Source organism: Geodermatophilus sp. SYSU D00079, from assembly GCF_054050635.1.
This window is the reverse complement of the sequence record NZ_JBJGZS010000011.1, coordinates 96,299-108,704: the sequence shown is the minus strand read 5'-3', so window position 1 is coordinate 108,704 and position 12,406 is coordinate 96,299. Positions and strand designations below refer to the sequence as shown.

Below are 12,406 nucleotides of genomic sequence, written 5' to 3'. Positions count from 1 at the left end.
GAACCTGCTTCACGCGCCGTCCTGCCGGTACACCAGCACGGAGTGACCGATGCGGATCACGTCACCGTCGGACAGCGGCTGCCGGGTGATGCGGCGGCCGTTGACCAGGGTGCCGTTGGTCGAGCCGAGGTCCTCGGCGATCGCGGTGGCCCCGTCGAGCACGACGTCGACGTGCTTGCGGCTCACCCCGGTGTCCGGCAGTCGGATGTCGGCGTCGGTGCCGCGGCCGATGACGTTGCGCCCGGTGGTCAGCTCGTGCCGGGTGCCCGGGCCGTCGACCAGCAGGACGTGGGTGACGCCCGGCCGGGAGCCGGCCCGCCCGACCACCGAGGACGGCTGCTGCCGGCCGGTGTCGGTGGCCATCCGGCCCTGCAGCGGGGGCAGCGGCGGGACGCCGCCGGTGGGCAGGGGCGCCGGGACGTCGTCGGCACGGGTGCTGCCGCGTGCCGGGTCGGCCACGTGCGAGCTGACCTCGAAGACCCCGGTGGGCAGCGCGTCGTCGCGCTCGAGCCGCACCTGGACGGCGTCGAAGACCTGGTAGCCCTCGGCGTCGATGTGCTCGGAGACCATGTCGGCGAGCTGGGCGGCCAGCTGCTCGGACCACTCGGCGAGGTGGTCGTAGTCGGTGGGGCCGAGCCGGACGTCGTAGACGTTGGGCGCCAGCACCCGGCCCTCGCCCATGACCGAGCGCTGCTCGTCGGCCTCACGGGTCAGGGCCTTGGCGATCTCCGCGGGGTGCACCTTGCCCTTGAAGAGCCGGGCGAAGGCCAGCCCGACCATCCCCTCCAGCCGTCGCTCGAAGCGCTGCAGCACACCCACAGTCGCTCCCTTGCGCTCGCCCGGACGTCCGATCTGCCACCGTTGATCGTAGCCGGGTGCGCGGCCCCGGACCGGCCAGTGACCGTCCGACGCCCCGGACGCGCCGCGTCCGTGCGGGGTCCGGGTGCCCCCCTCCTCGGGTGTCCCCGGACGTGCTGCTAGGGTTCTTCCTCGCCAGGGCAAGTGGCGGAATGGCAGACGCGCACGGTTCAGGTCCGTGTGTCCGAGAGGACGTGGGGGTTCAACTCCCCCCTTGCCCACCGGCACGACGACGCGGCCCCGGGGTCCATGACCCCGGGGCCGCGTCGCGTCTGTGGACCGGTGGACGGTGGCGCTCAGGGGAGCCGGGGGCGGTCGTCCCCGGCGTCCCGGCGGTTGCTGGTGATCGTCTGCGCGAGCAGGACCGCACCCCACGGGCCGATGACCCAGATCGGCCACGGGTACAGCAGCTCGCCCGAGCCGATCGAGGTGGCCAGCCACACGGTCAGCACGATGACGGCGGTCGCCAGCCAGTTGCGCCACGCCGCCGCCTTCGACGGCCCGCCGGACCAGCCGCCCCACGAGCCGGCGTGGCTGATGCCGTGCCCCGTCGGCGCAGATGCCGGAGCGGCGGGCTCGGTGCGGCGCGCGACCGGTGCCGGCAGGTCGGCCGTGAGCTCGGCCAGCTCGCCGTACGTGCGGGCGGCGTAGGCGCGGGCCAGCCGGTCGTCGTACTCGTCCACCCTCAGCCGGCCGGCGGCCATGTGCTCGCCCAGTTGGGCGGCGACAGCCGCGCGGTCGGCGTCGGCGGCGCGCAGGTGCGGGTCGGGCATCGGTGACCTTCCTGTTCCGGGGGCTCCAGTCTCGTCCGCAGGCCCCCGCCCGGTCCACTGACGTCCGTCACCCGTTCCACGTGGAACCCGTCAGGTCCGCTCGGTGCGGGTCAGCCCGCGGCCGGCCCGCCACGACGAGATGACCAGCGCCGTCTTCTCGTCGTTGAGCGCGGTGAGCACCACCTGCTCCAGGTCGACGCGGAACAGCTCGAAGCTGCCCGGGCCGTCGGGGACCCCGGCCGCAGCGGTGTAGCGCTGCCACTCGTCGGCGTCGGTCACCTCGGTCGCCCGACCGGAGAGCTTCGCGTCGGCGGTGAAGGTGTCCGGCTCGTCGCTGCCGCTGTGCAGGGCGAAGCGTGGGTCGCGGCGCAGGTCGGCGAACTTCACCGACTGCGGCATGCCCGCCAGCCAGGGCTCGCCCAGCACGAACTGCATCTCGATGCCGCTCACCCTCGGTGCGCCGTCGGCCCGCAGCGTGGCGAGCACCTTGTGCCGGTGGGCGTCGAAGGTCGCGCGCACCCGGGCCGCGAACTCCGGTTCGGCTGCTGCCACGTCCGCGAAGGAGGCCATGCGCGGGATGGTGCACCCGGACGCCGACAGATGGGACGCCTGCACCGTCGAGATCCCGCGATCTCGCACCTCGCCGGGGCGACCGGCGTACGAGATCGCGGGATCTCGACCGGAGGGTGGGGCGGGCGCTCAGCCGGCGGGTGGGGCGGCCTCGGCGGCCAGGTGCCGGCCGATCACCATGCGCTGGATCTGGTTGGTGCCCTCGAAGATCTGCATGACCTTCGCCTCGCGCATGTACCGCTCCACGGGGAACTCGCGGGTGTACCCGGCGCCCCCGAGCACCTGGACGGCGTCGGTGGTGACCTTCATGGCCGCGTCGGTGGCCACGAGCTTGGCGATGCTGGCCTGGCGGGCGTAGGGCCGGCCGGCGTCCTTGCGGCGGGCCGCGACCAGGTAGGTGGCCCGGGCGGACTCGACGGCGGCGGCCATGTCGGCGAGGAGGAACGCCACGCCCTGGTGGTCGACGATCCGCCGGCCGAAGGCCTCGCGCTCCAGCGCGTAGCCGACGGCGACGTCCAGGGCGGACTGGGCCAGCCCGACGGCGACCGCGCTGACGCCCAGGCGGCCGGAGTCCAGCGCGGCGAGGGCGATGCCCAGGCCCCGGCCGCGCTCGCCGACCAGCCGGTCGGCCGGGATCGGGACGTCGTCCAGCCGGATCGCGGCCGTCGTCGACCCGGTCAGCCCCATCTTCTCCTCGGGGCGCGCGGCGGAGAACCCGGCGAGGTCGGGGGTGAGGTGGAAGCAGGAGATGCCGCGGTCCCCGTCGTCCGGCGTCCGGAGGAAGGTGGAGTAGAAGTCCGCGTGCCCGCCGTGGGTGACCCAGGCCTTCTCGCCCCGGGCCACCCACCCGTCGTCGGTGGTCTTCGCGGCGGCACGCATGGCGGCCGGGTCGGACCCGGCGTGCGCCTCCGACAGGCAGTAGGCCCCGAGCAGCCGCCCGCCGACCATCTCCGGCAGCAGGTCCCGGCGCTGGGCGTCGGTCCCGAAGCGGTCGACGGGGAAGCAGGACAGCGTGTGGACGCTGACGCCGAGGGCCACGCTCGCCCAGCGGGCGGCGAGCTCCTCCACCACCTGCAGGTAGACCTCGTAGGGCTGGCCGCCACCGCCGACGTCCTCCCCGAAGGGCAGGCCGAGCAGGCCGGCGTCACCGAGGACCCGGAACACCTCGCGCGGGAAGCGCTCCTCGCGCTCGTACTGCGCGGCCTTGGGCGCGAGCTCCGCGTCGGCGATCTCGCGGGTGAGGGCGAGGAGGTCGGCGGCCTCCTCGGTGGGCAGTTCGCGGTCGACCGGCACGGCGTCTCCTCCTCGGAGCTGTACTGACGTCGGTACGACAGTACTGTTCCGCGTCCAGGTGGATGCTGGCTCGCCGGGAGGTGTCATGGCGGTGGAGATCGCGGGCGCGCCGTCCGGCCGGCTGACCCGCCGGCAGGCCGAGCTGCTCGACCAGCTCGAGGAGCTGTTCCTCGCCGAGGGCTTCGCGGGGTTCACCCTCGAGAACCTCGCCGTCCGGCTGCACTGCTCCAAGAGCACGCTCTACGCGCTGGCCGGGAGCAAGGAGCAGCTGGCCTCCCGGGTGATCCGGCACTTCTTCCGCAAGGCCACCGCCGCCGTCGAGGCCGGGACGGCGACCGAGGAGGACCCCGCCCTGCGGGTGACCGCCTACCTGTCCGCCGTCGCGCGCGCCCTGGCACCGGCCGGCCCGGCCTTCTACCGCGACCTGGACGCCTTCGCCCCCGGCCGGGCGGTCTACGAGCAGAACACCGCCCGGGCCGCCGAGCGCGTCCAGGAGCTGATCGCCGAGGGCGTGGCGCAGGGCCGGTTCCGGGAGGTGCACCCGGCGCTGGTCGCCGACACCGTCTCCACCCTGGTGTTCCGCATCGGCCGCGGCGACACCGCCCGGGCCACCGGTCTGGACGACGCCGCCGCCTACCGGGAGCTGGCCGCCCTGCTGCTGCACGGCATCAGCCTGTGACGATCGACGGCGTGCAGATCGAGCGGGCGGTGTGGGACGACGAGGACGTGCAGCGGCTGACCGCTGCCCAGCAGGCGGAGCTCCGGGCGCGGTACGACGGGGCGGGGGAGCCCGGCACCCCGCCGTCGGCCGCTGACGTGAGCGTGGTGCTCGTGGCCCGGGACCCCGACGGGACGGCGGTCGGCTGCGGTGCGCTGCGGGCGCTGGAGACCGGGGTCGCCGAGCTCAAGCGGATGTACGTCGTGCCGGCGGCGCGCGGCCGGGGGGTGTCCCGGCGGCTGCTCGCCGCCCTCGAGGCCGAGGCGGGAGCCCGCGGCTGGAGGACGCTGCGGCTGGAGACCGGCCCCAGGCAGCCCGAGGCGATCGGGCTGTACGAGAGCGCCGGCTACCGGCCGATCGACGCCTTCGGCGGCTACCTGGACGCCGTCGACTCGCTGTTCTACGAGCGGGTGCTCCGACCGGCCTGACCGGTCGGTGGTCAGGCCGGGCGGTGGTCAGGCCGGGAGGAGGTCGTCGTCCTCGTCGGGCAGCGTCCACGCCAGGTGCCAGTAGGGCAGCAGCGAGGCGGTGAGCCACAGCAGGAAGCCGAGGCAGAGGGCGAGGGCGGTGTGCCCGGTGCCGGCGGCGAGGGCGATGCCCCCTGCCCAGGCGGTGAGGGTGAGCCCGTGCATCGGCCAGCCGACCCGGCTGTGTGAGTGCTCGCGCATGCCCCGCTGGTGCTCGTCGAGCGAGTGCCGCGCGCGGTCGAAGACCCCGCGGATGCCGAGGTTGAGCAGGGAGTGCAGCGGGATCAGCAGCAGCATCCCCGCCGTCCACGCCAGGTAGTAGGCCGTGGTCCAGCCCGCATCGGTGAGGGCGGCGGCGAGCGTGGCGGCGACGAGGGCGGTCATCAGTGCCGCCTCGGCCAGGACCGCGCGGTGCCGGGCCCGGCGGGTGCGGGTCCAGGCGTACCGCTCGTCCTCGAAGGCGCGGGCCAGGTGGGTCTGCTCGGGCGGGGTCGTCACGTCGTCCTCCGGGACAGCTCGGATCCGATCGGGGGCAGCGGGTCGAGGGAGAAGACGGCCTCGACCGGGAGGCCGAAGAAGCGGGCGATGCGCAGGGCCAGGGCCAGCGACGGGCTGTACTCCCCGCGCTCGAGGTAGCCGATGGTCTGCGGGTGGACCCCGACGCCGTCGGCCAGTTCCTTGCGGCTCACCCGGCGCTCCGCCCGGAGCACCGCGATGCGGTCGTGGACCTTGTCCGCCTCGGCGCGGGGTTGGCGACCCATGCTGCACTTCGTAGCAGTAATGCTATGAACAGTGCAAGTCCTGTACCGGTTCCTGCGACGACGCGGAGCTCTGTGGTGGGGTGACCGCCATGAGCGGGACGTGGCCGGCGATCGCGCCGGTCGAGGTGGAGATCGCGGCCGGCGCCGCGCGGCTGGCCGTCGACCTGCGCGGCGGGGGGCTGCGCGCGCTGACCGTCGGCGGCCGCGAGGTGCTCGACGGCTACCCGGCCGGCACGGTGCCGTCGGGACGACGCGGCGGCCTGCTGCTGCCGTGGCCCAACCGGCTGCGCGAGGGCCGCTGGAGCTGGGCGGGGCGGGAGCTCCAGCTCGACGTCGCGGCCCCCGGGACGCCGAACGCCGCGCACGGGCTGCTGTCCTGGCAGCCGTTCGCGGTGCTGTCCCGGCTCCCCGACGCCGTCACGGTGGGCACCGTGCTGGAGCCGCGGCCGGGTTACCCGTTCCGGCTCGCCGTCGCCGTCGACCACACGCTGCGGGCCGAGGGCCTGACGGTCACGGTCCGGGTCCACAACGTCTCCGCGGAGCCGGCGCCCCTCGGCGTCGGGATGCACCCCTACCTCGCCGTCGGCGCGCGGGAGGACGGCGGGGTCGCGGACGCCGAGCTGCACCTGCCCGCCCGCACGGAGCTCGTCGTCGACGAGGGCGGCCTGCCCACCGGCGAGCGGCGTCCCTTCGACGGCGCCGTCGGCCGGATCGGGGACCGGGCCATCGACACCCCCCTCACCGACCTGGAGCGGGACGCCGACGGCTGGGCCCGCGTCCGGCTGAGCGGCCCGGCCGGTGCGCTCGAGCTGGCCGTCGACCGCTCCTGGCCCTGGCTGCAGGTGTTCACCGGCGACTCGCTGCCGGCCGGCCAGCGGCGGCGCAGCGTGGCGGTCGAGCCGATGACCTGCCCGCCCAACGCCCTGGCCGACGGCGTCGACCTCGTCGTCCTGGAGCCCGGCGCGGACTGGGCCGGCACCTGGACCCTCACCTGGGAGGCCTGACGTGCGCGTCGCGGAGCTGTGGCGGTACCCGGTGAAGTCGCTGCAGGGCGAGCGTCTGGCCGCCGCCGACGTCGGCGCCGAGGGGCTGGCCGGGGACCGGCAGTGGGCGCTGTTCGACGTCGGGAGCGGTCTCGGGCTCACCGCCCGCCGGGTGCCCGACCTGCTCTTCGCGGCCGGCCGGCTGCGCGCCGACGGACAGGTGGAGGTCGTGCTGCCCGACGGCACCGTCACCGCCGAGGACGCCGTGCTGTCGGCCTGGCTGGGGCGCCCGGTGACGCTCCGGGCCGCGGCGGACGCCCCCGGCGACCGCCGGTACGAGAACCCCTTCGAGGTCGAGGACGACGGCGAGTACGGCTGGGACGCCTTCACCGGCGCCGGCGGGGCCTTCCACGACAGCTCCCGCATCCGCGTCTCGCTGGTGTCCACCGGCACGCTGGGCACCTGGGACCGGCGGCGGTTCCGCGCGAACGTCCTGCTGGACGGCGACGGGGAGGACGCGCTGGTGGGCCGGCGGGTGCGGCTGGGCGGGGCCGAGCTGGACGTCGGCGGGCACATCGACCGCTGCGTGATGGTGACCCGCCCGCAGCCCGGCGGCATCGGCCGGGACACGTCGGTGCTCAAGACGGTGCACCGGGAGCGCGGCGGCACCCTGGCGGTCGGGGCGCTGGTGGCCCGGCCGGGACGGGTGGCCGTCGGCGACGAGCTGCACCAGCTCGGGGGAGGATGACCGCCGTGCGCACCGTCGAGCTCCGTCCGGGCGAGGAGTCGATCCGGCTGGGGCAGCTGCTGAAGCTGGTCGACGCCGTCCCGACCGGCGCCCAGGTCAAGGACGTCCTGCTCACCGGTGGCGTGCGGGTCAACGGGGAGCCCGAGGAGCGCCGCGGCCGCCAGGTCCGCCGCGGTGACGTGGTGAGCATCGAGGGCATGGAGGACGTCGTCGTCGGCTGACGCCGCGGGGGCATCGCAGCGGGCGCCAGCGAGCGAGGAGCGGACCGTGGCGCGGGAGACGACAGCTGTCGTGGTGGGTCAGCGCGCGTTCCACGTGGAACTGCGAGGCTTGCGGCCATGACGCGCGTGCCCCACCTGTCGGCCCGCCTGCAGGGCTTCGGGACGACGGTCTTCGCCGAGATGAGCGCGCTCGCCGTCGCCACGGGGTCGATCAACCTCGGCCAGGGCTTCCCGGACTACCCCGGCCCGCCCGAGGTGCTCGACGTCGCCCGGGCCGCCATCGGCACCCCGCACGACCAGTACCCGCCCGGCCCGGGCATCCCCGAGCTGCGGGCGGCGATCGCCGACCACGTGGAGCGCTTCGGCGGGCACGCCTACGACCCGGCCGACGAGGTGCTGGTCACCGCGGGCGCCACCGAGGCGCTGTCGGCCGCGCTGCTGGCGCTGCTGGAGCCCGGCGACGAGGTCGTCCTGTTCGAGCCGATGTACGACTGCTACGCCGCGGGGATCGCGATGGCCGGCGGCGTGGCGCGGCCGGTGCCGCTGCGGCCGCCGGAGTCCGGCGCCGGCGCGTGGACGTTCGACCCCGCGGAGCTGCGCGCCGCGGTGACCCCGCGGGCGCGGCTGCTGCTGCTCAACACCCCGCACAACCCCACCGGCAAGGTCTTCACCCGCACGGAGCTCGGCACGCTGGCGGCGCTGGCGATGGAGCACGAGCTGCTGGTGCTCACCGACGAGGTCTACGAGCACCTGGTGTTCTCCGGCAGCCGGCACGCCTCGCTGGCCACCTTCCCCGGCATGCGGGAGCGGACCCTCGTGGTCAGCAGCGCCGGCAAGACGTTCAACGTCACCGGCTGGAAGGTGGGCTGGATCTGCGGGCCGGCGCCGCTGGTGTCCGCCGTCCGGACCGCCAAGCAGTTCCTCACCTACGTCAACGCCGGCCCCTTCCAGCCGGCGGTCGCGGCCGGGTTGCAGCTGCCGGACGAGTACTTCGAGCAGGTCGCGACCGACCTCGAGTACCGGCGCGACGTGCTGGTGCAGGGGCTGGCCGAGGCCGGGCTGCCGGTGGTCAGCCCCGAGGCGACCTACTTCGCGACCGTCGACGTCCGGCCGGTGCAGCCCGACGGGGACGGCGTGGCGTTCTGCCGGGCGCTCCCCGAGCGCGCGGGTGTCGTCGCCATCCCGACCGTGGTCTTCTACGACCCGGCGCACGCGCACCTGGGCCGCCACCTCGTGCGCTTCGCCTTCTGCAAGGGCGACGCCGTGCTCGGCGAGGCGGTGGAGCGGTTGGGGAGGATGAGGTCGTGAGGATCGCAGCGGTACAGCACGACATCGTCTGGGAGGACCGGGCGGCGAACTTCGCGCGGCTGGCCCCGCAGGTGGCCCGCGCGGTCGGGGCGGGCGCGGAGTTCGTGCTGCTCAGCGAGACGTTCTCGACCGGCTTCACGATGACGCCGGGCATCGGCGAACCCGAGGGCGGCCCGTCGTCGCAGTGGCTCGCCGAGCAGGCGGCGCGGCACGGGGTGTGGGTGGCCGGCAGCTGCCCGGAGGTCGCCCCGGACCCGGGCGGTGCGGGCGGGGGGACCGCGGAGCTGCCCTACAACTCGTTGGTGCTGGCAGGGCCCGACGGCACCGTGCACCGGTACCGGAAGCTGCACCCGTTCACCCACGGCGGCGAGCACGAGCGCTTCCGCGCCGGCGAGAAGCCGCTGACGGTGGAGATCGGTGGCCTGCGGATCACCCCGTTCATCTGCTACGACCTGCGCTTCGCCGACGTCTTCTGGGCCGCGGCGCTGGACACCGACGTCTACCTGGTGACGGCGAACTGGCCGGCCCGCCGCCGGCACCACTGGCAGACGCTGCTGCGGGCGCGGGCGATCGAGAACCAGGCCTACGTGGTCGGCTGCAACCGGGTGGGGGTGGCCGGCGACGGCACCGAGCACGCCGGCGACAGCGTGGTGGTCAGCCCGATGGGGGAGCTGCTGGCCACGGCCGCGGGGGTCGAGACGGTCGTCCTGGCCGACGTCGACCCCGCCGAGGTGGCCGCCACCCGCGACCAGCTCCGCTTCCTGCCCGACCGCCGCTCCTGAGCGGGGGCTGTGGGCGCAGGGGACCTGCGCCCACGGCCTCCGGTGCTCAGCGGACCCGCTCCTCGTCGACGACGATCTGCTCGCGCTGCACCTGCTCGGTGACCTGCTCCTGGCTGGTCACGACGTCGGTGCGCAGCCGCACCCGTTCGATCGGCACGACCTCGACCGAGACGACCGGCCGCTCGGCGTGCAGCACGATCTCGTCGGGCAGCCCGCCCGCGCCGCCGGACGACGCCGCCGCAGGGGCCGCCCGGTCCGGGTCGGCCGCCAGGGACTCCCCGGGCCCCGGGTCGGGGGCGTCGACGGGCACCTGCTCCACCCGGATCTCCTCGCGCCGGATCGGCACGGTGATCGTCACCTGCTCGGTGACCACGTACTTGACCAGGCGGGCCCGGGTGGTGGCCACGCGCTCGGTGCCGACCCGCAGCTGCTCCTCGCTGCGGGTCATCGCACCGTCGGCGGTGGCCGCGCCGGCGGGGGCGGGATCCGCAGCGGCACCGGGCACGGCGGCCGTGGCCGCGCCGGCGGGCGGCTGCACCGAGACCGCCCGCACCGTCTGCTCGTCCCGGCCCGCCCCGGGGACGGCGCCGCCCGCCCCGGGGACCCCGCCGCCGGCCGCGGGGACAGCGCCGCCGGCCGCGGGGACAGCGCCCTCGGCGGCCCCTGTGGCCCCGGCGCCGTCCCGCCCGGTGTCCTCCCAGCCGGCGGCGGGAGCGGCCGTGGTCCCGCCGGGCGTGGTCTGCTCGCCGGCCCTGGTCCGCTCGTCGGTCGTCGTGCCCTCCGCGGCACCCGCCTCGTAGTGCCGGCGCAGCAGGGCCTCGGCGTCGGGGTCGAGGTGCTCGTCGGAGACCTGCGGTGCGCTGCGGACGGCGTCCCGCGTGACGGGCAGCTGCAGGGCGCCGTCGGTGAACGTGGCCTCGGCGGCCGGGACGACGGAGTGCCGGGTGCCGAACAGGCCGGTGGACACCGCGACCCAGGTGGGGGCGCCCGTCCGGTCGTCGGTGAAGAAGTGCTCGACGGTGCCGATCTTCTGGCCGTCGGGGCCGTAGGCGGTGCTGCCGATGGCCGCGGACAGTTCTCGCTCGCTCAACATGGGCCGGCTCCCCTCGTCGGGAGGCCCGGCGCTGGGCGCTCCCACGAGCAGCGTGCCCAGCCGGGGCGTCCGGTGAACATCGGGACGGCGGACCGGCGCAGGCCCCCGACGCCGTGCTGACCAGGGCGGACCTGGCCTACCGTGGCGGCCGTGACCACCGAGCACCTGGAGATCGAGCGCAAGTTCGAGGCCGAGGAGTCCTTCGCGCTGCCCGACCTGGCCGGTGTCGGCGGGATCGCCTCGGTGGGTGAGCCGGAGAGCCACGAGCTCGAGGCCACCTACTACGACACCGCCGACCTGCGCCTGCTCCGCTCGCGGGTGACGCTGCGCCGCCGCACCGGTGGCCCGGACGCCGGCTGGCACGTGAAGCTCCCCGCGGGAGCCGGCGCCCGGCGGGAGCTGCACCAGCCGCTGGGCCGCGCCTCCCGCACGGTGCCCAGGGCCGTGCTGGCGCCCGTCCTCGGCCAGCTCGGCACGGCCGCCCCGGCACCGGTCGCCAGCCTGCGCACCCGCCGTGTGGTGCACCCCCTGCTCGACGGCGAGGGCCGGGTGCTGGCCGAGGTCGCCGACGACGTCGTCCTCGGCACCGCGCTGGCCACCGGCCCCGGTGAGCCGGCGACCGTCACGAGCTGGCGGGAGGTCGAGGTCGAGCTCGTCGACGGGGACGCCGCGCTGCTCGAGGCCGTCACCGAGCGGCTGCTCAGCGCCGGTGCGCGGGTGTCCGCGCTGCCCTCCAAGGTCGGCCGGGTGCTCGACGGCCGGCTCCCGGCGGCGGACGCGCCGGCCGTGCCGGACGAGGGCGGGAAGACGAAGAAGAAGAAGGACGGGAAGCGCGGGAAGGGCGGGAAGAGCCGGAAGGGCGGGGACGGGGCGGCGGAGGGGCCGACGGCCGGGGACGTCGTCCTCGCGGCGGTCGCCACCCAGCTGGCCGCGCTCCGCGAGGCCGACCTGGCCGTCCGCACCGGTCAGGAGGAGGGCGTCCACGACCTGCGCGTCGCCTGCCGGCGGCTGCGCAGCATCCTGGCCGCCTTCCGCCCCGTGCTGGACCGCGAGCGCACCGACCCGCTGCGCGACGAGCTGCGGTGGGTGGGGGAGCAGCTGTCCGCCGCGCGGGACGGCGAGGTGGCGCTGGCCCACCTGCGCGCGCTGGTCGCCGCCCAGCCGGTGGAGCTGGTGCTGGGCCCGGTCGCCGCCCGCCTCCAGCAGACGGCCGTCGCCGACCACGAGGCCGGCGCCCGGAAGGTCACCCGGGCCCTGACCGACCGCCGCTACCTGCGGCTGCTCGACGCCCTGGAGGGCCTGCAGACCGACCGGCCGCTCACCGCGGCGGCGGCCGACCCGGCGCCGCGTGTGGCGGCCGACGCCGTCCGGCGCACCGGCAAGCGGCTGCGGCGGGCGGTGGCGGCGGCGCGGGCGCTGGAGGGGGCGGAGCGGGAGCACGCGCTGCACGCGGTCCGCAAGGCCGCCAAGCGGGTGCGCTACACCGCGGAGGTCGCCGCCGAGGTGCTGGGGACGCCGGCGGAGGACCTCGTCGACAGCCTGAGGCAGGTCCAGGAGGCGCTGGGCACCGTCCAGGACACCGTCGTCACCCGCGCCTACTGCACCCGCCTCGGGCTGGCCGCGTTCGCGGCGGGTGAGAACGCCTGGACCCTCGGCCGGCTGCACGGTCTGGAGGAGGCGCGGGCGGCCCGCGCCGCGGACGAGTTCTGGGCGCTGGAGCCGTCACTGGCGACGGTGGTCCGCGCGGCGTCGCGGGCCGGCTGAGGTCCTCCCGCAGGATCGCGGTACCACCCACCCACGGATGAGCGAGGTCCGCACTGTCCATCCTCGG

Annotated in this window: 15 protein-coding genes and 1 tRNA gene; 9 read left to right on the top strand and 7 right to left on the bottom strand. The window is 75.8% G+C overall.

What is annotated here, in order from left to right:
• Positions 1-9 precede the first annotated feature (9 nt).
• Positions 10-819, bottom strand: a complete 810-nt coding sequence (locus tag ACI79E_RS11560; RefSeq protein ID WP_456932686.1) for an FhaA domain-containing protein — start codon at positions 817-819, stop codon at positions 10-12.
• A gap of 177 nt (positions 820-996) precedes the next feature.
• On the opposite strand from ACI79E_RS11560, the gene ACI79E_RS11555 reads away from it, so the two are divergent.
• A tRNA-Leu gene (locus ACI79E_RS11555) sits at positions 997-1,079 on the top strand.
• A gap of 75 nt (positions 1,080-1,154) precedes the next feature.
• On the opposite strand, the gene ACI79E_RS11550 is transcribed toward ACI79E_RS11555, so the two are convergent.
• The 3 genes from ACI79E_RS11550 to ACI79E_RS11540 form a co-directional block, all read right to left on the bottom strand.
• Positions 1,155-1,631 (bottom strand): DUF1707 SHOCT-like domain-containing protein, encoded by a 477-nt coding sequence (locus ACI79E_RS11550; protein ID WP_456932685.1) that lies wholly within the window; start codon positions 1,629-1,631, stop codon positions 1,155-1,157.
• 90 nt (positions 1,632-1,721) lie between these two features.
• Complete coding sequence (locus tag ACI79E_RS11545) at positions 1,722-2,201, bottom strand: pyridoxamine 5'-phosphate oxidase family protein (RefSeq protein WP_456932684.1); 480 nt, start codon at positions 2,199-2,201, stop codon at positions 1,722-1,724.
• Positions 2,202-2,330: 129 nt separating this feature from the next.
• The gene (locus ACI79E_RS11540) at positions 2,331-3,494 is read right to left on the bottom strand and encodes an acyl-CoA dehydrogenase family protein (protein WP_456932683.1); all 1,164 of its coding nucleotides are present in this window, start codon (positions 3,492-3,494) and stop codon (positions 2,331-2,333) included.
• A gap of 85 nt (positions 3,495-3,579) precedes the next feature.
• Between ACI79E_RS11540 and ACI79E_RS11535 the strand changes: the two genes are divergently transcribed.
• Together ACI79E_RS11535 and ACI79E_RS11530 are read left to right on the top strand one after the other, a co-directional pair.
• Complete coding sequence (locus ACI79E_RS11535) at positions 3,580-4,173, top strand: TetR/AcrR family transcriptional regulator (protein WP_456932682.1); 594 nt, start codon at positions 3,580-3,582, stop codon at positions 4,171-4,173.
• Positions 4,170-4,640 (top strand): GNAT family N-acetyltransferase, encoded by a 471-nt coding sequence (locus ACI79E_RS11530; protein ID WP_456932681.1) that lies wholly within the window; start codon positions 4,170-4,172, stop codon positions 4,638-4,640. Before ACI79E_RS11535 ends, ACI79E_RS11530 begins: the two co-directional genes overlap by 4 nt.
• A 27-nt stretch (positions 4,641-4,667) precedes the next feature.
• On the opposite strand, the gene ACI79E_RS11525 is transcribed toward ACI79E_RS11530, so the two are convergent.
• Positions 4,668-5,177 (bottom strand): hypothetical protein, encoded by a 510-nt coding sequence (locus tag ACI79E_RS11525; protein WP_456932680.1) that lies wholly within the window; start codon positions 5,175-5,177, stop codon positions 4,668-4,670.
• The gene (locus ACI79E_RS11520; RefSeq protein ID WP_456932679.1) at positions 5,174-5,440 is read right to left on the bottom strand and encodes a helix-turn-helix transcriptional regulator; all 267 of its coding nucleotides are present in this window, start codon (positions 5,438-5,440) and stop codon (positions 5,174-5,176) included. Before ACI79E_RS11520 ends, ACI79E_RS11525 begins: the two co-directional genes overlap by 4 nt.
• A gap of 89 nt (positions 5,441-5,529) precedes the next feature.
• Here ACI79E_RS11520 and ACI79E_RS11515 point away from each other — a divergent pair, with 89 nt between their 5' ends.
• From ACI79E_RS11515 to ACI79E_RS11495, 5 genes are all read left to right on the top strand, one after another.
• Positions 5,530-6,444, top strand: a complete 915-nt coding sequence (locus ACI79E_RS11515; RefSeq protein WP_456932678.1) for an aldose 1-epimerase family protein — start codon at positions 5,530-5,532, stop codon at positions 6,442-6,444.
• Position 6,445: 1 nt separating this feature from the next.
• Complete coding sequence (locus tag ACI79E_RS11510) at positions 6,446-7,171, top strand: MOSC domain-containing protein (RefSeq protein ID WP_456932677.1); 726 nt, start codon at positions 6,446-6,448, stop codon at positions 7,169-7,171.
• Positions 7,168-7,392, top strand: a complete 225-nt coding sequence (locus ACI79E_RS11505; protein WP_456932676.1) for an RNA-binding S4 domain-containing protein — start codon at positions 7,168-7,170, stop codon at positions 7,390-7,392. Before ACI79E_RS11510 ends, ACI79E_RS11505 begins: the two co-directional genes overlap by 4 nt.
• A gap of 117 nt (positions 7,393-7,509) precedes the next feature.
• On the top strand, positions 7,510-8,700 hold the full coding sequence (locus ACI79E_RS11500; RefSeq protein ID WP_456932675.1) for a pyridoxal phosphate-dependent aminotransferase: 1,191 nt from the start codon (positions 7,510-7,512) through the stop codon (positions 8,698-8,700).
• A complete protein-coding gene (locus tag ACI79E_RS11495; protein WP_456932674.1) occupies positions 8,697-9,482 on the top strand; it encodes a nitrilase-related carbon-nitrogen hydrolase in 786 nt (261 codons plus the stop codon). Before ACI79E_RS11500 ends, ACI79E_RS11495 begins: the two co-directional genes overlap by 4 nt.
• A gap of 46 nt (positions 9,483-9,528) precedes the next feature.
• Here the strand turns inward: ACI79E_RS11495 and ACI79E_RS11490 are convergent, their stop codons facing one another.
• Positions 9,529-10,575: a PRC and DUF2382 domain-containing protein gene (locus tag ACI79E_RS11490; protein ID WP_456932673.1), complete on the bottom strand. Its 1,047-nt coding sequence runs from the start codon at positions 10,573-10,575 to the stop codon at positions 9,529-9,531.
• Positions 10,576-10,725: 150 nt separating this feature from the next.
• Here ACI79E_RS11490 and ACI79E_RS11485 point away from each other — a divergent pair, with 150 nt between their 5' ends.
• Positions 10,726-12,339 carry a CYTH and CHAD domain-containing protein gene (locus ACI79E_RS11485; RefSeq protein WP_456932672.1) on the top strand — a complete coding sequence of 538 codons (1,614 nt, stop codon included), beginning with the start codon at positions 10,726-10,728 and terminating at the stop codon, positions 12,337-12,339.
• Positions 12,340-12,406: the final 67 nt, after the last annotated feature.